20 protein-coding genes and 3 tRNA genes are annotated in these 21381 nt (G+C 65.8%); 6 read left to right on the forward strand and 17 right to left on the reverse strand.

From position 1 onward, the window contains the following. The first annotated feature begins 51 nt into the window (after positions 1–51). The 5 genes from AMS67_RS02190 (at position 52) to AMS67_RS02215 (ending at position 5911) form a co-directional block, all read left to right on the forward strand. Positions 52–951, forward strand: coding sequence for a glycine betaine ABC transporter substrate-binding protein (locus tag AMS67_RS02190; protein ID WP_053385886.1), 900 nt, complete (start codon positions 52–54; stop codon positions 949–951). Positions 952–1076: 125 nt separating this feature from the next. Continuing rightward, on the forward strand, positions 1077–1580 hold the full coding sequence (locus AMS67_RS02195) for a GyrI-like domain-containing protein (protein WP_053385887.1): 504 nt from the start codon (positions 1077–1079) through the stop codon (positions 1578–1580). Positions 1581–1708: 128 nt separating this feature from the next. Further along, a complete protein-coding gene (gene valS / locus AMS67_RS02200; RefSeq protein WP_053385888.1) occupies positions 1709–4303 on the forward strand; it encodes a valine--tRNA ligase in 2595 nt (864 codons plus the stop codon). A 332-nt stretch (positions 4304–4635) separates the two neighbouring features. Then, positions 4636–5256, forward strand: a complete 621-nt coding sequence (locus AMS67_RS02210; protein WP_053385890.1) for a hypothetical protein — start codon at positions 4636–4638, stop codon at positions 5254–5256. 4 nt (positions 5257–5260) lie between these two features. After that, entirely contained in the window at positions 5261–5911 is a 651-nt protein-coding gene (locus AMS67_RS02215) for a histidine phosphatase family protein (protein ID WP_053385891.1), read from the forward strand. Here the strand turns inward: AMS67_RS02215 and clpX are convergent. The 14 genes from clpX to recO all read right to left on the reverse strand — a co-directional run bounded on the left by clpX (position 5849) and on the right by recO (position 18516). Beyond that, positions 5849–7120: an ATP-dependent Clp protease ATP-binding subunit ClpX gene (clpX, locus tag AMS67_RS02220; protein WP_053385892.1), complete on the reverse strand. Its 1272-nt coding sequence runs from the start codon at positions 7118–7120 to the stop codon at positions 5849–5851. The genes AMS67_RS02215 and clpX overlap by 63 nt on opposite strands. A 114-nt stretch (positions 7121–7234) precedes the next feature. Then, on the reverse strand, positions 7235–7906 hold the full coding sequence (locus AMS67_RS02225) for an ATP-dependent Clp protease proteolytic subunit (protein WP_053385893.1): 672 nt from the start codon (positions 7904–7906) through the stop codon (positions 7235–7237). A 26-nt stretch (positions 7907–7932) separates the two neighbouring features. Continuing rightward, complete coding sequence (locus tag AMS67_RS02230) at positions 7933–8547, reverse strand: ATP-dependent Clp protease proteolytic subunit (protein WP_275575617.1); 615 nt, start codon at positions 8545–8547, stop codon at positions 7933–7935. Between the two features lie 144 nt (positions 8548–8691). After that, positions 8692–10203, reverse strand: coding sequence for a trigger factor (tig, locus tag AMS67_RS02235; protein WP_053385894.1), 1512 nt, complete (start codon positions 10201–10203; stop codon positions 8692–8694). A gap of 56 nt (positions 10204–10259) precedes the next feature. Continuing rightward, positions 10260–10337 (reverse strand) — tRNA-Pro (locus tag AMS67_RS02240). Between the two features lie 164 nt (positions 10338–10501). Beyond that, positions 10502–10575, reverse strand: a tRNA-Gly gene (locus tag AMS67_RS02245). A 75-nt stretch (positions 10576–10650) separates the two neighbouring features. Continuing rightward, the gene (locus AMS67_RS02250) at positions 10651–11199 is read right to left on the reverse strand and encodes a gamma carbonic anhydrase family protein (protein ID WP_053385926.1); all 549 of its coding nucleotides are present in this window, start codon (positions 11197–11199) and stop codon (positions 10651–10653) included. Positions 11200–11280: 81 nt separating this feature from the next. Continuing rightward, a tRNA-Asn gene (locus tag AMS67_RS02255) sits at positions 11281–11353 on the reverse strand. An 82-nt stretch (positions 11354–11435) separates the two neighbouring features. Further along, positions 11436–12284, reverse strand: a complete 849-nt coding sequence (locus AMS67_RS02260; protein ID WP_053385895.1) for an ABC transporter ATP-binding protein — start codon at positions 12282–12284, stop codon at positions 11436–11438. A gap of 93 nt (positions 12285–12377) precedes the next feature. Beyond that, entirely contained in the window at positions 12378–14417 is a 2040-nt protein-coding gene (gene dnaG / locus AMS67_RS02265) for a DNA primase (protein ID WP_053385896.1), read from the reverse strand. A gap of 99 nt (positions 14418–14516) precedes the next feature. Then, positions 14517–15776 carry a deoxyguanosinetriphosphate triphosphohydrolase gene (locus AMS67_RS02270; protein WP_053385897.1) on the reverse strand — a complete coding sequence of 420 codons (1260 nt, stop codon included), beginning with the start codon at positions 15774–15776 and terminating at the stop codon, positions 14517–14519. Continuing rightward, entirely contained in the window at positions 15769–16956 is a 1188-nt protein-coding gene (dusB, locus tag AMS67_RS02275) for a tRNA dihydrouridine synthase DusB (protein ID WP_053385898.1), read from the reverse strand. Before dusB ends, AMS67_RS02270 begins: the two co-directional genes overlap by 8 nt. 20 nt (positions 16957–16976) lie before the next feature. Beyond that, the gene (locus tag AMS67_RS02280) at positions 16977–17762 is read right to left on the reverse strand and encodes an isoprenyl transferase (RefSeq protein WP_053353064.1); all 786 of its coding nucleotides are present in this window, start codon (positions 17760–17762) and stop codon (positions 16977–16979) included. A gap of 31 nt (positions 17763–17793) precedes the next feature. After that, entirely contained in the window at positions 17794–18516 is a 723-nt protein-coding gene (gene recO, locus AMS67_RS02285) for a DNA repair protein RecO (RefSeq protein WP_053385899.1), read from the reverse strand. An 80-nt stretch (positions 18517–18596) separates the two neighbouring features. Between recO and AMS67_RS02290 the strand changes: the two genes are divergently transcribed. After that, entirely contained in the window at positions 18597–19400 is an 804-nt protein-coding gene (locus AMS67_RS02290; RefSeq protein ID WP_053385927.1) for a trimeric intracellular cation channel family protein, read from the forward strand. 24 nt (positions 19401–19424) lie between these two features. On the opposite strand, the gene ruvC is transcribed toward AMS67_RS02290, so the two are convergent. The 3 genes from ruvC to AMS67_RS02305 form a co-directional block, all read right to left on the reverse strand. Further along, positions 19425–20021, reverse strand: a complete 597-nt coding sequence (gene ruvC / locus AMS67_RS02295; protein WP_053385900.1) for a crossover junction endodeoxyribonuclease RuvC — start codon at positions 20019–20021, stop codon at positions 19425–19427. 25 nt (positions 20022–20046) lie between these two features. Then, positions 20047–20811 carry a YebC/PmpR family DNA-binding transcriptional regulator gene (locus AMS67_RS02300; protein WP_053385901.1) on the reverse strand — a complete coding sequence of 255 codons (765 nt, stop codon included), beginning with the start codon at positions 20809–20811 and terminating at the stop codon, positions 20047–20049. Between the two features lie 47 nt (positions 20812–20858). Next, on the reverse strand, positions 20859–21381 hold a 523-nt coding region (locus tag AMS67_RS02305), incomplete at its 5' end, for an HIT family protein (protein WP_053385902.1).

Raw genomic sequence — 21381 nt, forward strand, 5'->3', positions numbered from 1 at the left:
ATCTCTCTTCCCATTTGGCGCACCCCGGTGCGCCGCACGAAAGGACGCACGATGCAGAAGAAACGAACAATTGCCGGAGTCATTGCCCTCGGCGCCGCGGCCTCCCTGGCACTCGCGGGGTGCTCGAGCGACGGCGGATCGGCCGATGGCGACGACAAGGGCACCGTCAAGCTCGGATACCTGCCGGCCTGGACCGACGGGTTGAGCACGGCCTACCTGCTCGAAGACCAGCTCGGCAAGATGGGCTACACGGTCGAGATGGACGAGCTGACCGAGGCAGGCGTGCTCTACGCGGGACTCGCCGGCGGCGACTTCGACATCTACCCCTCCGCCTGGCCCGAGGTGACCCACGCGTCGTACATGGAGCAGTACTCGAGCGACATCGAAGACCTCGGCGCCTACTACGACGGCGCGGTGCTCACGATGGCGGTGCCCGACTACGTCGACATCGATTCGATCGAAGATCTTGCGGGCGACGCAAAGCGCTTCGACGGTCAGATCATCGGCATCGAGCCCGGTGCGGGCCTGACGAAGCAGACGCAGGAAGTGGCGATGCCGGAGTATGGCCTCGACTCGGACTACGAGCTCGTGACCTCGTCGACCGCCACGATGCTTGCGACGCTGCAGGACAAGATCAAGAGCCAGGAAGATGTCGTGGTAACCCTGTGGCGCCCCTTCTGGGCGAACGACGCCTTCCCCATGAAGGATCTTGCCGACCCCAAGGGTGCGATGGGCGACCCGGAGTCGCTGCACTTCCTCGCGAAGCAGGGCTTCTCGGAGGAGATGCCCGAGGTGGCCGACTACATCGCGAAGATCAAGCTCGACGACGAGGCCTACGGCGCACTCGAGGGGCTCGTGACCGGCGACGAGTACAAGAACGACCCCGAGGGCGCCGTGGACGCGTGGCTCGAGGAGTACGGCGACGCCTACCCCGGATTGATCGCCAGCTGAGCGAGGCTTTCGGTACGCCGCGCGCGGGCCGACTCACGGGAAGCTCCCCGGGGTCGGTCCGCGCGCGGCGTTTAGGATCGAAACGGCGGGCGGATCCGGCCCGAACGGCACCGAGGAGGCACCCGATGAGCACGTCCCCTGCAGCAGCACCCCAGCCAGAGATCCGTGAACTACCGCTCACCCACCTCATCGTGGTGCGCGAGACCGTTCCGTTCGATCAGTTGCCGTCGTTCTACGATCGTGCGTACCCGACGCTCTTCGGCGCGCTCGAGCGACTTGGGGGCGCCCCCGCCGCTCCCCCGATGGCGGTCGTGCACGGCAACCCGACGGCGGCCGGCCTTGACCTGTCAGTTGCCGTGCCGATCGCGTGCGCGCTCGCGGAGCTCGGCGACCCGGATGATGCTGCGGTGTCGTCGGAAACGATCCCCGCTGCGCGCACGGCAACGCTGCTCGTGCGTGGCGACTACTCCGGTATCGGCCCGGGATATCAGCGTCTGCACGAATGGATCGCCGCTGCGGGCGAGACGGCCGGCGATATCTCCTGGGAGCAGTACCTCACCGAACCCGAGCCGGGAGGCGACCCGGCACTGAATGAAACACTGCTCGGGGTGCCGCTCCGCGCTCAGTGACTCCGGGTAAGCTGGATGCCACACCATCAGGCACCAGTGCAGCGAAATCTGCCGCACGATCACGCGGTGCCGTCCACATCGAACCCCGATCCCGCGACGTCACGGGATCGAGAAGCGGAGCCCCACGCATGAGCGCGATTCCCGACAAGCCAGCACTCGAAGGCCTCGAAGCGAAGTGGGGTCCGGTCTGGGAGCAGCAGGGCACATACGCCTTCCCGCGTGAGCGCGCGACGCGTGAGAACGTCTACAGCATCGATACGCCGCCGCCCACCGCCTCTGGTTCGCTGCACGTCGGGCACGTCTTCTCATACACCCACACCGACACCGTCGCGCGCTATCAGCGCATGCAGGGTAAAGACGTCTTCTACCCGATGGGCTGGGACGACAACGGTCTGCCCACCGAGCGCCGTGTGCAGAACTACTACGGCGTACGCTGCGATCCGACGCTCCCCTACGTCGAAGGATTCGTGCCTCCGCACGAGGGCGGCGACGGCAAGAGCATCAAGGCGGCGGATCAGCAGCCGATCTCGCGCCGCAACTTCATCGAGCTGTGCGAACGCCTGACCGAGGAAGACGAGCAGCAGTTCGAAGCCCTGTGGCGCACCCTCGGCCTGTCGGTGGACTGGAAGCAGAGCTACCGCACCATCGGACCCGAGTCGCTGCGCGCCTCGCAGCTCGCGTTCATCCGCAACGTCGAGCGCGGCGAGGCGTATCAGGCTCAAGCGCCGACGCTGTGGGACGTCACGTTCCGCACCGCGGTCGCGCAGGCTGAGCTCGAAGATCGCGATCAGCCGAGCGCCTACCACACCCTGGCGTTCCACAAGTCAGACGGATCGGGCGACATCCTCATCGACACGACCCGCCCCGAGCTTCTCGCCGCGTGCGTCGCGCTCGTCGCGCACCCCGATGACGAGCGCTACCAGCCACTGTTCGGCAGCACCGTGCGCACCCCGCTGTTCGACGTCGAGGTTCCGATTGTCGCGCATCACCTCGCGCAGCAAGACAAGGGCACCGGCATCGCCATGATCTGCACCTTCGGCGACGTGACCGACGTGATCTGGTGGCGTGAGCTGAGTCTGCCGAACCGCGCAATTCTTGGCTTCGACGGGCGCGTCATCGCCGAGGCCCCCGATGCGATCACCAGCGAGGCCGGTCTCGCCGCCTACGCGGACATCGCGGGCAAGACCGTCTTCAGTGCGAAGCAGACGGTCGTCGAGGCGCTGCAGGCGTCGGGCGAGCTCGTCGGCGACATCCGCAAGATCACGCACCCCGTGAAGTTCTTCGAGAAGGGCGACAAGCCGCTCGAGATCGTCTCGACCCGTCAGTGGTACATCGTCAACGGCGCGCGCGATGAGTCCCTGCGCGAGCGGCTGCTGGCACACGGCCGTGAGCTGTCGTGGCACCCCGACTTCATGCGCGTGCGCTACGAGAACTGGGTCGAGGGCCTGTCTGGCGACTGGCTCATCTCGCGCCAGCGCTTCTTCGGCGTGCCGATCCCGGTCTGGTATCCGCTCGATGCCGAAGGCAACCCCGTCTTCGATCAGCCGATTCTTCCCTCCGTCGAGCAGCTTCCGGTGGACCCATCGAGTGATGTGCCTGCGGGCTACACCGCCGATCAGCGCGGCGTCGCGGGTGGCTTCCAGGGCGAGGTCGACGTGATGGACACGTGGGCGACGTCGTCGCTCACCCCGCAGCTTGCGGGCGGGTGGGAGCGCGATCCCGAACTCTTCGATCTCGTCTTCCCCTTCAGCATCCGCCCGCAGGGCCAGGACATCATCCGCACGTGGCTCTTCTCGACGCTGCTGCGCTCGGAACTCGAAAGCGGTCAGCTCCCCTGGCAGCACGCGGGCATCTCGGGCTGGATCCTCGACCCCGACCGCAAGAAGATGTCGAAGTCGAAGGGCAACGTCGTGACCCCCGCGGGCATGCTCGACCAGCACGGCTCAGATGCCGTGCGCTACTGGGCGGCATCGGCGAAACTCGGCACCGACGCGGCCTTCGACCCGCAGAACCCGACGCAGATCAAGATCGGTCGACGCCTGGCCATCAAGCTGCTGAACGCCGCGAAGTTCACTCTGAGCTTCGATGCGTCTGGCGCGGGCACCGTCACCGAAGCGCTCGACCGCGCGGTGCTCGCCGGGCTCGCTACCGTGATCGATGATGCGACGCGCGCGTTCGAGAATTACGATCACGCCCGTGCGCTCGAACTCACCGAGTCCTACTTCTGGACGTTCTGCGACGACTATCTCGAGCTCGTGAAGGAGCGCGCGCACAACGGCAGCGGCCAGACTCAGGCCTCGGCGGTCACCGCACTCCGCACCTCGCTCTCGGTGTTCGTGCGGCTGCTGGCTCCGTTCCTGCCGTACGCGACCGAAGAGGTGTGGTCATGGTTCGGCGAGGGATCGGTGCACCAAGCCGCGTGGCCGGTGGCCGCAGAAGCGACCGATCTCGCAGGCGAGGGTGCCGATGCCGGGCTGCTCGGCCTCGTCGGTGGCGCACTCGTCGGCATTCGAGGCGCGAAGACCGCGGCTAAGGCTTCTCAGAAGACGCCGGTCTCCGTCGCCCTCATTCAGGCGCCCGCCGCTGACCTGCCCCGTCTTGAATCCGCCTCAGTTGATCTCGCGGCGGTTGGCCGCATCGCGGAACTGCAGCTCGTGGCGTCCGGCGACGACGCCTCGGGCGTGGTCGTCGCCGACATTCAGCTCGCACCGGTAGAGGCCTAAGCATGCAGTTGGGGGCACGGTGGCAGACGGGGGCGACCCCACATCGCAGTGTGCCCCCGCTGCTGCATGCCGAAATTGCTCGCCAGGAGTCGGCACATCCGAACGCCGGCTCCTGGACACTGACCTGGCTTGAGGGCCGGCCGCGCTGCGTGCTTGACGACATCGCCTTCGTTGGTCTCGACGTTCGCGGGAGGGTGCTGAGCGGCGCCCTCCCAGGTGCTTCGGGAACGATGCTCGCAGCAGATCTCGAACCGCACGGCAGTTCGACTGGGTCGGCACCGGAGTCTGACGATGACCCAGATGACGACGATTGGTTGAGCTGAGGAGCAGGCATGACGAAACGACCACTACTGACTATTCGCGCGACGGTACTCCTCGCGACCAGCGTGACGCTGGTCGGTTCGCTCGTCGGCTGCGCCCCCGAACCCACTTCGGGGAACGGTTCGTCGGATCCCACGACGACGAGCGCATCGTCGAGCGCAACTTCAGATACCGATGCCTCCGATGACAGTGCGTCTCAGAGCAGCGGCGGTTCGTCTGACGACGCAAACGCCCATGCGACCGCCGACAGCACCGCGAAGGGCGGCGACGCAAGCGGAAGCTGGGAGGAGATTGGCGTTCCTGGCGGAGGTGATGGCAAATCGGCCGAGTTGCCCGCATCGTTCCCCAAGACCCAATTTGTCGTGCCTGCAGGGGCGACGGTGGATGACGCGGGCGAGCGGTCGGCGAGCGCCTGGTTCGTCGTGCTGCGTGCCCCGAATCGAACCGGCGCGGACGCCCTGTGGCAGGGCGTGATCACGCAAAGCGGCTTCACCGTGTCGACCTCCGAGGAAACCGGGGATGACGGTATCTCTGCGCACCTTGACGGTGCCGGCCTCAGCGTCGATGCGCTGCTGATTCCGAATGCGGATGGTGCAGTCCTGCTGAGCTACGAACTGGCACTCGTCGGCTGATCGCGTGCGGCTCGCACTGATTCGTCACGGCCAGACCGACTGGAATCTGGCGGGCCGTATGCAGGGCCGTACAAACATTCCGTTGAATGCGGCTGGGCGTGCGCAGGCGTCTGATCTTGCGAGATCACTCGCCGAGGGGGAACCGTGGGATGCCGTGGTGTCGAGCCCGCTGGTGCGCGCGTCGATGACCGGAGACGTACTGGCAGAGCATCTTGGACTCGGCCCGGTGATGCCGGTGGCGGAACTCGTCGAGCGCTCGTTCGGCGCCGCTGAGGGGTTGTCGCCCGGGGAAGCGCTCGAACGCTGGCCTGATCGACAGTATCCTGAAATGGAGAGCGCTGAAGCCGTAGCGACGCGTGCCAGAAAAGCACTGGAACACATCGCTGAGCGTCGACCCGATCAGCGCGTGCTTGCCGTGTCACATGGATCGTTCATCCGACACCTGCTGGCGAACGTCACGAGCGCCCCGATCGACGACATTCCACGCATCGGAAACACGGAGATGTCGATACTGAGCCGGGACGCCCAAGGCCGGTGGAGCGTCCAGAACGTGGCCGGAGCGCCGCTGACGATCTTAAGCCGGGGAGCCGAATCAGGCGATCTCGAGGCCGCCGCGCGATTGAAGAATGCGCGGAGCCGCGTCACCCACGACTGACTCCGGAGTGACGATCACCTTGGTGATATCGCCGTCTGACGGCACCTCGAACATGACGGGGCCGAGAATGCCCTCAAGAATGGCCCGGAGGCCACGCGCGCCGGTCTTTCGTTCAACCGCTTGTTCAGCGATGGCTTCGAGAGCGGCGTCTTCGAATTCAAGACTCACTCCGTCGAGCTCAAACATGCGCTGATACTGCTTCACGAGCGCGTTCTTCGGCTCGGTCAGAATGCGGGTAAGCGCATCGACGTCGAGTGGGTCAACCGTCGCCACGACCGGAAGGCGGCCGATGAACTCAGGAATCAGGCCGAACTTGTGCAGGTCTTCGGGTTGCACCTGCGAGAAGAGCTGGTCGTCGTTTCGCTTGCTCGACACCGGCGCACCGAACCCGATGCCGCCCTTGCCGAGTCGCGAGCCGACGATATCTTCCAACCCGGCGAATGCGCCCGCAACGATAAAGAGTACATTCGTTGTATCGAGCTGGATGAACTCCTGGTTCGGATGCTTGCGACCGCCCTGCGGAGGAATCGAAGCAACCGTGCCCTCGAGAATTTTGAGGAGTGCCTGCTGCACGCCCTCCCCTGACACGTCTCGGGTGATTGAGGGGTTCTCCGCTTTGCGCGAGATCTTGTCGATCTCATCGATGTAGATGATGCCCGTCTCAGCACGCTGCACATCGAAGTCAGCCGCCTGCAGCAGCTTCAACAGAATGTTCTCGACATCTTCGCCGACGTACCCGGCCTCGGTCAGCGCCGTTGCATCGGCGACAGCGAAGGGCACGCCGAGCTGCCGAGCGAGCGACTGAGCCAGATAGGTCTTGCCGCACCCCGTCGGGCCGATGAGCAGAATGTTCGACTTCGCGATCTCAACCTGTTCGGAGGCCACCTCAGCGCTCGCCAGTGTGGACATCGCTCGTACTCGCTTGTAGTGGTTGTACACTGCGACGGCGAGCGATTGCTTCGCACGCTCTTGCCCGATGACGTACTGGTTGAGGAAATCGGCGATCTCCCGCGGCTTGTGCAGCGTGAAGTCTGAGGTCTCTGGAACCTGGTGCTCGGCGAGCCGCTCTTCAATAATCTCATTGCAGAGCGCGACGCATTCGTCGCAGATGTAGATCTGCGGGCCCGCAATAAGCTGCTGCACTTGCTTCTGCGACTTGCCGCAGAAGGAGCACTTCAGCAGCTCGCTGCTTTCGCCGATCTTCGCCATGCGGAGCTCCTTCACCTACTCGGTCTGATCCGGTGTCTTCGAGACTAGCGGGAGCCTCCGACATTGATGGGCGGCACGCCGGAGCCCCGGGGTCACCCCCGGGGCTCCGGAATGCTACTGCGCGATTACCGGTTGCGGATTCTTACGGCTTGTCAGCACCTGATCGACGAGGCCGTATTCGAAAGCCTCCTGTGCGCTGAGGATCTTGTCGCGATCGATATCGCGGTTCACCTCTTCGATGCTGCGCTTGGAGTGCTTCGACAGCGTCTCCTCGAGCCACTCGCGCATGCGGAGAATCTCGCGCGCCTGAATCTCGATGTCTGACGCCTGGCCGTGACCGCCCTGGCCGCTCGACGGCTGGTGGATCAGCACGCGTGCGTTCGGCAGTGCGAGCCGCTTACCCGGCGTACCGCCGGCGAGCAGCACCGCCGCAGCCGACGCCGCTTGGCCCAGGCACACCGTCTGCACGTGCGGACGAATGTACTGCATTGTGTCGTAGATGGCCGTCATCGCAGTGAACGAACCGCCCGGCGAGTTGATGTACATGGTGATGTCGCGCTCGGGGTCCTGGCTTTCGAGCACGAGCAACTGTGCCATGACGTCATCGGCGGATGCGTCGTCGACCTGCACCCCGAGGAAGATGATGCGATCCTCGAAGAGCTTGGCGTAGGGGTCTTGACGCTTGTATCCGTATGCGGTGCGCTCTTCGAAGGAGGGCAGCACATAGCGCGATTCAGGCATCTGCAGGCTCGAGCCGCCGGCCTGGGGTGCGTATGAAGTATTCATCGAGTCGATTCTTCCTGTCCGTCTCGTCAGTTGCTGCTCGTGCCGCCGCCGCCGACGACGTCGGAGGCGGAGTCGCGAATGAAATCGATAAAGCCGTACTCGAGCGCCTCATCGGCGGTGAACCAGCGATCGCGGTCACCGTCTTCGTTGATCTGCTCGACCGACTTTCCGGTCTGCGCCGCGGTGATCTCGGCGAGGCGGTTCTTCATCGAGGTGATGAGCTGCGCCTGGGTCTGAATGTCACTCGCCGTGCCGCCGAAGCCGCCGTGTGGCTGATGCAGGAGCACGCGCGCGTTCGGAGTGATGTACCGCTTGCCCTTGGTGCCCGCAGTGAGCAGGAACTGTCCCATCGACGCCGCCATACCGATACCGACGGTGACGATGTCATTCGGCACGAACGACATCGTGTCGTAGATGGCCATACCAGCGGTGATCGAGCCGCCGGGCGAATTGATGTAGAGGTAGATGTCCGCTTCCGGATCTTCCGCTGCGAGCAGGAGGATCTTCGCGCAGATCTCGTTCGCGTTGTCATCGCGCACCTCCGACCCCAGCCAGATGATGCGATCCTTCAGCAGTCGCTCGAACACACTGTTCGGTGGCGTCTGTTCAGCCATGCGGCGCTCCATTCGTTGTTGCTTGATTCGAGCGTACCGATTCGCGGGCCGCAAGGGAGTCGTGTTCGCCGTGGGCGCATGGTGGCGCTCGGCGACTGAGAACCTCCGCAGACGCAACGATCCCCCGTCTCTCACCGAGACGGGGGATCGTTGGAGAGCAGGCGATTCGACTTACTTGTCGCCCTCAGCTGCCTCGGCAGCGGCCTTCTTGGCTGCGCGGGTTGCGGCGGCCTTCTTCGCGGCGGCCGAGCGGGCAGCCTTCTTGGCTTCCTCATCGTCTGCTGCGGGCTCGGCTGCGGCCTTCTTCGCTGCCGGCTTCTTGGCAGCAGGCTTCTTCTTCGCCGGTGCTGCAGCTGCTTCGGCCTCGTCTGCGTTCTCCGCTGATTCGCCCGACTCGTCATCGGTATCGACCGCGGTGAACTCGCTCAGGTCGACGGTGTTGCCGGCCTGATCGACGACGGTAGCCTGTGCCAGCGCTACTGCGAGTGCCTTGTTGCGCGTGACCTCGCCGAGGATGACACCCATCTGGTTGCCCTGGCTGATGGCCTGGAGGAACTGTGTGGGCTCCATGCCGTACTGCTGCGCCGACTGGAAGATGTACTGCGAGAGCTCGTTCTGCGTGGGCGTGACACCCTCGGCCTCGACGATGGCGTCGAGCAGCAGCTGCAACTGGATCTGCTCTTCAGACGACTTGCGCACCTCAGCGCGGTGCTCGTCATCTTCGAGGCGGCCTTCGCTCTCGAGGTGGCGGTGCACCTCTTCTTCGACGAGTTCTTCAGACACGGGAATGCCGGCCTGCTCGATCAGGGTGGCGGTGAAGAGGTCGCGTGCCTGCTGGCCCTGAGCGAAGACCGAGGCCTTCGAGACCTGCTCCTTGAGGCTGTCGCGAAGCTCGGCGATGGTGTCGAACTCGCTCGCGAGCTGCGCGAACTCGTCATCGGCCTCGGGGAGCTCGCGCTCCTTGACGGCGGTCAGGGTGAGCTCGACCTCCGCGTCCTGACCTTCGTACTCGCCGCCGAGCAGCTGCGACGTGAAGTTGGTGGTCTCACCTGCGGTGAGCGTCTCAACCGCTTCATCGGTGCCGACGAGCAGGTTGCCTGCGCCGATCTCGTACGAGACTCCGCTTGCCTGATCGACCTCGACGCCGTCGATGGTTGCGGTCAGATCGAGTTCGACGAAATCGCCCGACTTGGCCGGGCGATCCACGGTCACGAGGGTGCCGAAGCGCTCGCGCAGCTTGGTCAGCTCGTCTTCGATCGCAGCTTCGTCGACCTCTGCGTTGTCGACGGTGAGCTTGATGCCGTCGTACTTCGGCAGCGTGAACTCGGGGCGCACCTCGACCTCGAAGACCAGCTCGAGCGTGCTCTTCGGATCCTTCGCGTCAGGCCACTGGGCCACGTCAGCGGTGGGGCGACCCATCGGGCGCTCCTCTGCCTCTGCGATCGCCGACTGGTAGAAGTCATCGAGCGAGGCGTTGACGGCCTCCTGGATGACGGCCTCGCGGCCGACGCGCTGATCGATGATCGGCGCGGGCACCTTGCCCTTGCGGAAGCCGGGGATCGAGACCTGCTCGGAGATGGTCTTGTACGCCTGCTTGAGGTACGGCTCCAGCTCGTCGAGCGTGACCTCCACGCTCAGCTTGGCGCGGGTGGCAGTGAGCTTCTCAGCTGTCGTCTTCGGCAATTTGGCCTCTCATCATCTGAATTTCGATCGGATGCCGGTTTCGGGCCGGCGGACCCTGGTCGGGGCGACAGGATTCGAACCTGCGACCTCCCGCTCCCAAAGCGGGCGCTCTAGCCAAGCTGAGCTACGCCCCGGTGAACCCGGGTGTCCCGTGTGATGGCGCGCGAACGCGCACAACCCGAGCAAGTCTAGCCGAAACACGAACTGAACGAGTGCAACCGATGCAGGTCCGTGTGTCCGCATACGTATGAAAAGACTCCGGAACGCAACAGGCCCCGCCGGAGCGGGGCCTGAGAAGTGGAGGGGATGACGGGAATCGAACCCGCGTAATCAGTTTGGAAGACTGAGGCTCTACCATTGAGCTACATCCCCGAGCTGCGTGCAGCACATGGTGCCGAAGCACCTCACTGAGCATAGTGCATTCGTGTCGAGTGTTCGAACGGCGGCTTATTCGTCGCGTGTCGCGTCTCGATGATGCGCCGTGGTGTCGAGGTATCGCGCCGCATTCTGGCGCACGGATTCGCGATCGCCCGCGTTCAATTCCCGTACGACTCGACCCGGCACTCCGACCACCAGGGAATTCGGGGGAACAACCATGCCCTGCGGCACGACGGCCCCCGCGGCGACCAAGCTCCCGGCTCCGACGACGGCACCCGTGAGCACCGTCGCGTGCATGCCGATCAGACACCCCGCTTCGATGATTGCGCCGTGGATCATTGCGAGATGACCGACCGACACGTCATCGCCGATGATGGCCGCGTCGCCGCGCTGCGTGTGCACCACGGCGCCGTCTTGAATGTTCGTGCGCGCCCCGATGCGTACGGCATCAGAATCCCCGCGCACGACCGCGTTGTACCAAATGCTGGAATCTTCTGCGATCTGCACGTTGCCGACCACCACGGCTCCCGGGGCCACCCACGTGGACACGTGGATCTTGGGCGCGCCGTATGGGGCCACGGCAATGACGCGTCCGTGCAGATTGGGGTTTTCGGTCATCATCGAATCCCATCGTTGAGCGGGAAGCAACTCCCCGAAAAATGCGAACAGCCCTTACCGAAATGGTAAGGGCTGTGGTCGCTCCCCCGGCTGGGCTCGAACCAGCGACATCCTGATTAACAGTCAAGCGCTCTGCCAACTGAGCTACAGGGGATCATTGCGTCTGCAACCCCATTAGGTTAGCAAGCTCGAAACAAGCAGTGCAAATCGAACCGGCCCGGGCGATTCGCGGGCCGCTATTCGTCCGCAATCTCGTCGTAAGCGGTGGCGCGCAACGCTTGAGCGAGGCGCTGCACATAGCCGTGATCGGCATTTCGGAAGATCTCGTTGATGTCGCCACGTCCGACGAAGCGACCCTGCTGCATCACGAGCACCTCCTGCACCAGCGCTTCCAGCATTCCGATGTCGTGGCTGATCAGCAGCATCGTCGCCCCCGTGCGCTCGCGATACCAGCGCAGTAGCTCAACGATTTTGGGTCGATTGTTCGCGTCGACGCCCAGGGTCGGCTCGTCGGCGATCAGCAGGCTCGGGTCGAGCATGAGCGACCGGATCACCGCGACGCGCTGACGCTGACCTTTCGAGAGTTCGTAGGGATACTCCTGGAGTTTCGCGAGCGGCATCGCCACGATGTCCATCATCTCCGCGATGCGCTCGCCGAGCGACTCGCGGTCGAAGTGCTTGCTGCGCTCGACGATCGGTTCGAAGAGGATGTCGCCGACATTGAGTTCGGGCGTGAGCGTGGCCCCCGCGTCTTGCGCGAGGTGCCCGACGTGGGCGGTGAGTCGTGCCTTGGCACGACGACCGAGACGTTTCATCGGTACGTCCATCACCGTGGCTTCGCCGCCCGTCAGCTTGATGCGCGACGACTTCTCGTTCGCATCAAGCGCCCGGCCCGCGAGAAACCGGGTGAGCGTGGACTTCCCCGAGCCGCTCTCGCCGAGCAGTGCGATCACATTCCCGCGCGCGACCTCGAACGTCAGGCCCTCGACCGCTTCGAATTCCCGACCGCCGGCGTGCGCCGGGTACGAGAGTGAGAGATCGGAGACGCGGATCGTGGGATCGGCATCGACTACGGGCTGGGGCATCCTGGAAACTCCTCCGGGGTTCGCGGCGTCCTGCGGCTGTCGAAAGCCTAGGGCATGGGCGAGCACGGTCCAGGAAATTTCCCGGCACGTTGCTCATTCATCGCGCAGGCTCCGCCGCGCCGCCTCGAGCGCCACCAGTTGCTCCTGGATGCGTCGCGCGCGGGGGTCGCTCGAATCACCGAGTCGCTGGTGCCGGGCGAGCAGTTCACGCTTCAGCTCAACGAGGTCTCGATCGAGCAGTGAGACCACGACGTCTCGCGAGTAGGCGGCGAGCTGTTCGCTTTTGCTCTGCGGAATGGGCAGTGGCACCATTGCGAGCTCACGCACCAACCCGTGATGCGTCTCGGGAACCGCTGCGATCACAGCATCGAGCCAGCCGGGTGCGCCGAGCTGCGTGAGACCTGTTGCCAGGCCGTCGCGCACGATGCGCAGATCGGGTTCGAATACCTGGGCAGTCACGGCCTGCTGCAGCAGGTCCGCGCCGATACTTTCGCCCTGTTGCAGCATCGCAATGATGGCGTCGCGTTCGAGGCGCGTCGTCGGGGCATTGCGCAACGTCGACACGCCGACGCGGCGTGGTGCCTGAGCTTCGGAGCTTGCGGCCCCCGCTCCACCGGCATACGGGTCGCCGGCAGCGCCGTACGGGTCGTCTCCCCCGAACGCATCGCTGAGGGAGTCCCCATACGGGTCGCCGGGGCCAGAAGCCTGCGCAGCGACGCGCTGACGGGCCGGCGCCCCGCGCTGCTGCCCGCGCTGCTGCCCGCGCTGCTGCCCTCGCTGCTGCGTACCACCGCCGGTGCGCGGCTGCGGTCGCGGGGATCGCTCTGCTCCGCGCACGGCCTGCTGCACCTCCCCCAGTTCCGCACCGAGCATGCGCGCAAGCTCGCGGGTGTACCCGGGCCGAAGCGAGGCGTCTTTGATCTCCGCGATGATGGGTGCGGCCTCACGGAGCGCCGAGACGCGCCCTTCGACGCTATTCAGGTCGAATCGCGCAATCGCCTGTCGCAGCGCGAATTCGAACAGGGGCACCTTACGCGTGAACAGTTCGCGTACGGCTTCATTCCCGCGATGCTGCCTGAGGTCGGAGGGGTCGAGACCTTCCGGAGCGACCGCGACGTACGTCTGCGCGGTGAACCGCTTTTCTTCGCTGAATGCGCGCAGCGCGGCCTTCTGACCGGCTTCGTCGGGATCGAAGGTGAACACGACCTCGGCCGCAGAATCATCGCCCATGATGCGGCGAAGTACCGCGATGTGGTCTTTGCCGAATGCCGTGCCACAGGTCGCGACGGCGGTTTCGATGCCCGCGAGGTGACAGGCCATGACGTCGGTGTAGCCTTCGACCACCACTGCGCGCTTGCCCCGCGAGATCGCCTTCTTCGCGAGATCGAGCCCGTAGAGCACCTGGGACTTGTGGTAGACGGGAGATTCGGGGGTGTTCAAGTACTTCGGGCCGTTGTCGTCGTCGTAGAGTTTGCGGGCACCGAAACCGAGCGTCTGGCCGCTCGTATCGCGGATCGGCCACACGATCCTGCCGCGGAAACGATCGTAGGCGCCACGCTGGCCCTCCGAAGCGAGCCCGGAGAGCACGAGCTCCTGCGGGGTGTAGCCCTGTGCGCGCAGATGCCCCGTCATGCCATCCCACCCTCGCGGGGCATAGCCGACACCGAAGTGCGCGCACGCGGCCGCATCGAACCCTCGGGCCGTGAGAAACTCGCGTGCAGTCGTGGCTTCGTCGCTCTGCAGCTGCTCCACGAAGAACGCCGCAGCTGACTGGTTCGCCGCGAGCAGACGCGCCCGATTCGGCCCATCCTCGCGCTGAAAACCACCCTCTTCGTAGGTGAGTACGTAGTGGATGCGTGCGGCCAGGCGCTCGACGGTCTCCGCGAACGTCAGGTGGTCCATGCGCTGCACAAACGTGAACGCGTCGCCCGACTCGCCGCACCCGAAGCAGTGGTAATACCCCAGCGCTGGCCGCACATGGAAGCTCGGGCTCCGCTCATCGTGGAACGGGCAGAGCCCCTTCATCGAGTCGATGCCGGCGTTCTTGAGCGTGACGTAGTCGCCGACGAGATCCGCGAGATTCGTGCGCCGCTTCACTTCCTCAACGTCGCTCGCCCGAATCCTGCCTGCCATAGGGCAGAGTCTAGCGCCGCACGACGCGCTTCAGAGTGCGCTCACACGCTCCCTGCGCATGCCCCTCTCGGTTCAGCGCGCGGCACGGTGCCGGCCGGGTCACACGAGCGGGATGTCGCAGAGTCGCTTGTGCCAAGCGATCGCCGACTGATCGGTGAGCGAGGCCACCTGATCGACGATGGCGCGCTTCCGCCCGGCGTCGTCCGACGCTTCACGGAAATCATCGGCGAATGCGGGCTCGAGCTCGCTGTCGCCGGTCTGCCATAGAACGTCGAGCAGTTCATTCAGCAGCTCACGCTGCCGGCGGTAGGTCGGTTGCCGCCGACCGCTGGCCATGACGAACGCCGCGACGATGCCCTTGAGTACGGCGATTTCCGCTCGAATCGCGCGCGGCACGATCACCGAGGCGCCGTACCGAGCGAGCGGGGCGCCGTCAGCAGACTCGAGGGTCGCGGCGATCGATCCGCGCGCGAAATGCCCGATCATGTCGCTCGTAAAATTCTTAAGCTGTGCCTGATGAGCGCGCGTGCCATCCCACCGGGTGAGCCAGTTCGAGGTTTCCGCGATCCGATCGTAGGCGGCACCCAGCTCGTCGCGCGAGAACGAGCCGTCGGCCCACTCCGAGACGTCGGTAATGAGCCCGTCGTGCCCGGAGCGGGCGGTCAATATCTCGGGATCGATGAAGCCGCTCACCACCGCGTCTTCGAAGTCGTGCACGGAGTAGGCGATGTCATCGGAGAGGTCCATGGCCTGCGCCTCCGCGCACTTCTGCCGTTCCGGAGCGCCTGCCCGGAGCCATGAGAAGACGGTCGCGTCGTCGGCGAAGTATCCGAACTTCGCGCTGCCGGACTCCGCTTCATCCAGACTCCACGGGTACTTGCAGCTCGCGTCGAGCGTCGCCCGGGTCAGGTTGAGCCCCACACTGCGACCGTCGGCATCGAACCGCTTCGGCTCCAGCCGGGCCAGCACGCGCAGTGTCTGCGCATTGCCCTCGAACCCGCCCGCATCGGCGGCCCACTCATTGAGGGCCTTTTCGCCGTTGTGTCCAAAGGGCGGATGACCGAGGTCATGGGCGAGGCAGGCCGTATCGACCACGTCTTGTGCGAGATGCAGGGCGACGGCGAGCTCGCGTCCGATCTGCGCGACTTCAAGCGAGTGCGTCAGACGGTTGCGTGCGAAATCGATGCCCGCAGTCGGGCTGAGCACTTGCGTCTTAGCGGCGAGCCGACGCCAGCCGCTGGAGTGCAGCACGCGCGCGCGATCGCGGGCGAAATCGCTGCGACCGCCGCCGTGCGATTCCGCGACGTAGCGTTCCGCGTCTGCTCGGTCGTACCCGATGGGCAGCCCGGAGTCACCCACCGGAGTCGTCTCGCTCGGCCTCGGCGAGGTCGGCGTAGTCAATGCCTTCGCTGGTGCGGCTCTCGAGCCAACGATCGGGCAGTACGACGCGCTTCGGGCTGCCCGCGCGACCGCGCTGCCCTTCGGCACCCTCACCCGGATACGGCATCGAGCCGTCCATCGTGGCGAAGATCTCGTCCATTTGCGCGATCGACTCGACCGCCGCCAGCGCCCGGCGCGTATCGCCGCCGACACCGTAGCCCTTGAAGTACCAGGCGACGTGCTTGCGAATGTCTCGGCAGGCATGCGGTTCGTCGTCGTCGTAGAACTCGACGAGCAATTCGGTATGGCGGCGCATGGCTTCCATGACGAAGCCGAGCGGCGGCTTCGCGATCGCCGCCTCGGCCTCCGACGCAGTGATCTCACCCGCTTCAGCTCGGAATGCCGCAGCGAGATCCCCGAACAGCCAGGGGCGACCCAGGCATCCGCGGCCGACGACGACACCGTCGCAGCCGGTCTCGCGAACCATGCGAATTGCGTCTTCTGCGGACCAGATGTCGCCGTTGCCCAGCACAGGAACGCTGGTGATCGTCTCCTTGAGCGTCGCGATCGAGCTCCAATCGGCGTGACCCGAGTAGAACTGATTCGCGGTGCGACCGTGCAGCGCAATGGCGGCGACGCCCGCACCCTCCGCCGCACGCGCGGCGTCCAGGTAGGTGAGGTGATCCTCATCGATGCCCTTGCGCATCTTCACCGTGAGCGGGATGTCGCCCGCGGCGCGCACGGCCCCCTCGACGATGGCGCGGAACAGATCACTCTTCCAGGGCAGTGCCGAACCGCCGCCCTTGCGCGTGACCTTGGGTACCGGACAGCCGAAATTGAGATCGATGTGGTCGGCCAGATCTTGATCGACGAGAAAGCGGACCGCCTCGGAAACGGTCTTCGGGTCGACGCCGTAAAGCTGAATCGATCGCGGCGTTTCGCTCTCGTGGTGCTTGATCAAACGCAGCGACGCGGGCGTGCGCTCGACCAGCGCACGGCTCGTGATCATCTCGCTGACGTACAGGCCGGCGCCGTATTCACGGCACAGTCGACGGAACGCAGTGTTGGTGATGCCGGCCATGGGTGCGAGCACGACCGGCACGTCGAGTGCGAGCGGGCCGATGCGCAGGCGGGCGTCACCGAGAGTCTGGGAAGTCATATCCCCTCCATTCTCGCAGATCAGGAGGCGGTGGGCGTGTCGACCGCGCCGCCGAAGCGACGGTCGCGGGCGTGGTAGATGCGGATCGCCTCCCACAGCTCGCGCCGCCCGAAATCGGGCCAGAGCGTGTCTTGGAACACCATCTCGGCGTAGGCCGACTGCCACAGCATGAAGTTGCTCGTGCGCTGCTCCCCCGAACTGCGCAGAAACAGGTCGACGTCAGGGAGTTCAGGCACATACAAGTGACGCTCAATGGTGCGCTCGGTGATGCCGTTCGGCGACAGGCGCCCGGCGCGCACCTCGGCCGCGATCTCTCGCACCGCATCGGTGAGCTCGTTCCGACCGCCGTAGTTGACGCACATCGTCAGGGTGAGCCCGGTGTTTTTCGCGGTCGCGCGCTCGGAGGCCTGCAGCTCGCTGATGACCGATCCCCAGAGCCGCGGCCGCCGACCGGCCCAGCGCATGCGCACGTTCCACGCGTCGAGCTGCGCACGCCGTCGACGCAGCACATCGCGATTGAACCCCATGAGAAACCGCACCTCGTCAGGCGAGCGCCGCCAGTTCTCGGTCGAAAAGGCGTACACGCTGAGATGCCGCACGCCTGCCTGAATCGCTCCGGCGACGACATCGAGCAACGCTTGCTCCCCCATGCGGTGGCCCTCGACTCGCGGCAGGCCGCGCCGATTCGCCCACCGTCCGTTGCCGTCCATGACGATCGCGACGTGCTTCGGGGCCGGTCCGGCGAATTGCGGCGGCTGCTCCCCGGTCCAATCGACCGGAACGAGCGTGGTGGGCGCGGAGTGCATGCCTGCCAGTGTAGAGGCGCGCCGCCGAGCGTCAGTTGCGCGGCGCGCTGAAGGAGCGGAGCCCGCGCTCGAGGTGGAACTGCGTGTACGCTGCCACGATCCCAGCCGCCTGGCCGCGCTCGCGCTCCGTCGCCGACAGGGCCCCGTCCCAATCACCGACCAGCAGCGCCTCGAGCAGCGCGATGCTCCCCGGATCGAGTCGGGGCGAACCCGGGGTACGGCATTCCTCGCAGACCACGCCGCCGAGTTGCACGACCACCGCCGTGTGCGGGCCGGGGCGCCCGCATCGCACGCAGTCGGTGAACCCCGGAGTCCAGCCCGCGATCGAGAGGGCGCGCAGGAGGTAGCCGTCGCGCACCAGTTCCGGAGGAATCCGGGCCGCGGCGAGTGTACGCAGTGCGCCGACGAGCAGGCCGTAAAGCTCGAGCGACGTGTCGCCCTCGCCCAACCGTTCGGCGGTTTCGACGATCACGTTGCCGGAGCGGTATCGGTCGTAGTCGGCGCTGATCTGCGGGCCATAGGCCCCCAGGGTCTCGGCCTGAGTGATGGTATCGAGTGTGCGGCCCTCGAAGCACTGCAGATCGGCGACCATGAAGGGTTCGAGACGTGCGCCGAACTTCGACGAGGTTCGGCGCACACCCTTGGCCACCGCACGCAGCAGCCCGCGCCCGGGCGTGAGCAGGGTGACGATGCGGTCGGCCTCGCCCAGCTTGTGGGTGCGCAGCACGACCCCGGGTTCGCGGTAGAGGGGCACCCCCTCAGTATCGCGCAGTGCGCGATATCCACGTGGAGATTCCGCGAGCGGCGCAACTCCGGGTGCGCGAGAATGGACGGGTGTTCGACGAGACGTTCCGGATCCCGCTGTACGCCGATCTCACTGCCGTGGGGGTCGGCAGTTTGCAGGGCGCGATGTTCGCCGCCGGGTTCAAACGCATCGACCTGCTCGGCGTCGCGATCATCGGCATCTTCTCGGGGGTCGGCGGCGGTTTTCTTCGCGACGTCTTCCTCGGCCAGTCGCCCGTCGCGTTCACCGACAACCTCTACCTGCTGGTCGCGACCGGTGCCGCGTTCCTCGGCATGCTGCTGTCGCGGGTTCTCGAGAAGGTCGACCCCGCCATCACCGTGCTCGACGCGATCAGCATCGGCATGTTCGGCGCGATTGGCGCGACGAAGGCGCTCGCACTCGGCCTTCCGGTGATCCCCGCGCTCTTCATCGGCACGGTGTCGGCGATCGGCGGAGGGGTGCTGCGCGATCTCATGCTCAACATTCCGATCGCGGTCATGCATGTCGGCTCACTGTACGCCGTGGCGAGCCTCGCCGGCGTCGTCGTGCTCGTGGGTCTGCTCGCCCTGGGCGTGCCGGTGATCACTGCCGGCATCGTGTGCGTCATCGTGACCGCGCTCGTGCGCTTGCTTGCAGTGCGCTTCGGCTGGAGTCTCCCCGAGCAGCGCGCCATCAGTCGCATCCAGTTGCGTCGGCAACGTCAGGTCGAGCAGGCGATCGAAGAGGCGCTGCACACCGGAACGCTCACGCTGCCGATCACGCTTCCCGATGCTGATGACGTCGCCGGGTACGGGCGGCATTCGGCGATGCCGGATCGCGACGGCGACGACGATCCGACGTCTCGCGAGCGCTAGGCGATCGGCAGCAGTCGGCAGAGTTCAGGCCCGCGGGCCGCTGCGACGCCGACCGACCTTCGCCTCGGCCTCCCGCCAGGCGCGCTGGGCGGGAGTTTCGCCACCGGGTGCTGCTCCACGCTGCGAACGATCGGCACTGCCACCGCGCGACAGGTGCCAGGCGTGGGTGATCGCGAGGGCGAGCGCGTCAGCGGCGTCAGCGGGTTTCGGCGGTGCGGCGAGCCCGAGCAGGCGCGTCACCATGGTGGTCACCTGCGCCTTATCGGCGCTGCCGTATCCGGTCACCTGCGCCTTGACCTCGTTCGGAGTGTACAGCGCCACCGGGATTCCCCGGCGTTCCGCGAGGAACATCACAACGCCGCTGATCTGGGCGACTCCCATGACGCTGGGGAGGTTCTGCTGGGCGAAGACGCGCTCCAGAGCGATCGCCGCAGGCTTCTCGCCGTCGAGCAGACGTTCGATTGCGGAGCCCAGCTGGTGCAGGCGCGCGGGCAACTCGGCGGTGGCCGGGCTGCCCAGTACCTCGACGTGCTCGAAGGTGACGCGACGACCGGCCCCGGCCGTCACCACGCCGATACCGCAGCGGGTGAGACCGGGGTCGATCCCGATGATGCGCGTCATGCGAAGGTCGCGCCGAGCGGCCGGGTCACTCGTCTTCAGCGAGTTCGGCCTGCACCTCGGAGGTGAGGTCGAAGTTCGCGAATACGTTCTGCACGTCGTCGCTGTCTTCCAGTGCATCGATCAGTCGGAAGACCTTGCGCGCCGTATCGGCGTCGATCTCGACCTTGAGGTTCGGCACGAACTCGGCGTCGGCCGAGTCGTAGTCGATTCCCGCGTCGACGAGCGCGGTGCGGGCGGCAACGAGCTCAGACGCCTCGGTGACGACCTCGAAGGTCTCGCCGTTGGGAGCAGCGTTCACTTCTTCGGCGCCGGCCTCGAGCACGGCACCGAGCACGTCGTCTTCGGTCGTGCCCTCTGCGGGCACGGTGATGACGCCCTTGCGGGCGAAGTTGTAGGCGACGCTGCCGGGATCCGCCAACGTACCGCCGTTGCGGCTGAGTGCCGTACGCACCTCGGCGGCGGCGCGATTCTTGTTATCGGTGAGGCACTCGATCATGAGCGCGACGCCGTTCGGGCCGTAGCCTTCATAGACGATGGTCATGTACTCGACGGCGTCGCCGTCGAGGCCGGCGCCGCGCTTGATCGCGCGGTCGATGTTGTCACCGGGAACCGAGTTCTTCTTCGCCTTCTGCACGGCGTCGACGAGCGTCGGATTGCCCGAGAGGTCGGCGCCACCGATGCGCGCCGCAACCTCGATGTTCTTGATGTACTTCGCGAACGCCTTGGCGCGACGCGAATCGATGACGGCCTTCTTGTGCTTGGTCGTCGCCCACTTGGAGTGTCCGGACACGGGAGCTCCTCTTGATCGTGATGGAAAAGGGTGGTCTGGGATTGAGTCTACGAGCGCTGCGGCCCGGCATCTGACGGCGCGGGCCAGGCTTCAGCAAACAGATCGCGTACTTCGCCGAGCAGCTGCGGCATGGCCTTCGTCTTCGCGATGATCGGGAAGAAGTTGGCGTCCGAGCGCCAGCGGGGTACGACGTGCTGATGCAGGTGCGCGGCGATGCCGGCCCCCGCGACCTCTCCCTGGTTCATGCCGATGTTGAAGCCGTCGCAGCGCAGCACCTGCTTCGCGACGCGCATCGCGATCTGTGTCAGCTCACCGATTTCGGCAACCTCGTCTGCCGTGGCCTCGTCATATGTCGAGACGTGGCGATACGGGCAGACGAGCAGGTGTCCGCTGTTGTAGGGGAACAGGTTGAGGAGCACGTAGGAGTGCTCGCCACGAGCGACGATGAGCGCCTCGGCATCGGTGCGGCCGGGCGCTGCGCAGAACGGGCAGTCGTGCTGCTCGGGCTGCGAGTGATCGGCGACGTACACCATGCGGTGCGGCACCCACAGTCGTTGCAGGTCGTCGGCG

This window comes from Leucobacter japonicus, assembly GCF_001273855.1.
Taxonomy (GTDB): Bacteria; Actinomycetota; Actinomycetes; order Actinomycetales; family Microbacteriaceae; genus Leucobacter; species Leucobacter japonicus.

What these genes read in the sequence shown, in the direction of transcription:
- AMS67_RS02225 (WP_053385893.1), bottom strand. Translation starts at nt 7,906, where the DNA reads ATGAATACTTCATACGCACCCCAGGCCGGCGGCTCGAGCCTGCAGATG.
- dusB (WP_053385898.1), bottom strand. Translation starts at nt 16,956, where the DNA reads ATGACTTCCCAGACTCTCGGTGACGCCCGCCTGCGCATCGGCCCGCTC.
- AMS67_RS02250 (WP_053385926.1), bottom strand. Translation starts at nt 11,199, where the DNA reads ATGACCGAAAACCCCAATCTGCACGGACGCGTCATTGCCGTGGCCCCA.
- AMS67_RS02195 (WP_053385887.1), top strand. Translation starts at nt 1,077, where the DNA reads ATGAGCACGTCCCCTGCAGCAGCACCCCAGCCAGAGATCCGTGAACTA.
- AMS67_RS02210 (WP_053385890.1), top strand. Translation starts at nt 4,636, where the DNA reads ATGACGAAACGACCACTACTGACTATTCGCGCGACGGTACTCCTCGCG.
- AMS67_RS02280 (WP_053353064.1), bottom strand. Translation starts at nt 17,762, where the DNA reads ATGCACTCCGCGCCCACCACGCTCGTTCCGGTCGATTGGACCGGGGAG.
- ruvC (WP_053385900.1), bottom strand. Translation starts at nt 20,021, where the DNA reads ATGACGCGCATCATCGGGATCGACCCCGGTCTCACCCGCTGCGGTATC.
- AMS67_RS02260 (WP_053385895.1), bottom strand. Translation starts at nt 12,284, where the DNA reads ATGCCCCAGCCCGTAGTCGATGCCGATCCCACGATCCGCGTCTCCGAT.
- AMS67_RS02190 (WP_053385886.1), top strand. Translation starts at nt 52, where the DNA reads ATGCAGAAGAAACGAACAATTGCCGGAGTCATTGCCCTCGGCGCCGCG.
- dnaG (WP_053385896.1), bottom strand. Translation starts at nt 14,417, where the DNA reads ATGGCAGGCAGGATTCGGGCGAGCGACGTTGAGGAAGTGAAGCGGCGC.
- clpX (WP_053385892.1), bottom strand. Translation starts at nt 7,120, where the DNA reads ATGGCGAAGATCGGCGAAAGCAGCGAGCTGCTGAAGTGCTCCTTCTGC.
- valS (WP_053385888.1), top strand. Translation starts at nt 1,709, where the DNA reads ATGAGCGCGATTCCCGACAAGCCAGCACTCGAAGGCCTCGAAGCGAAG.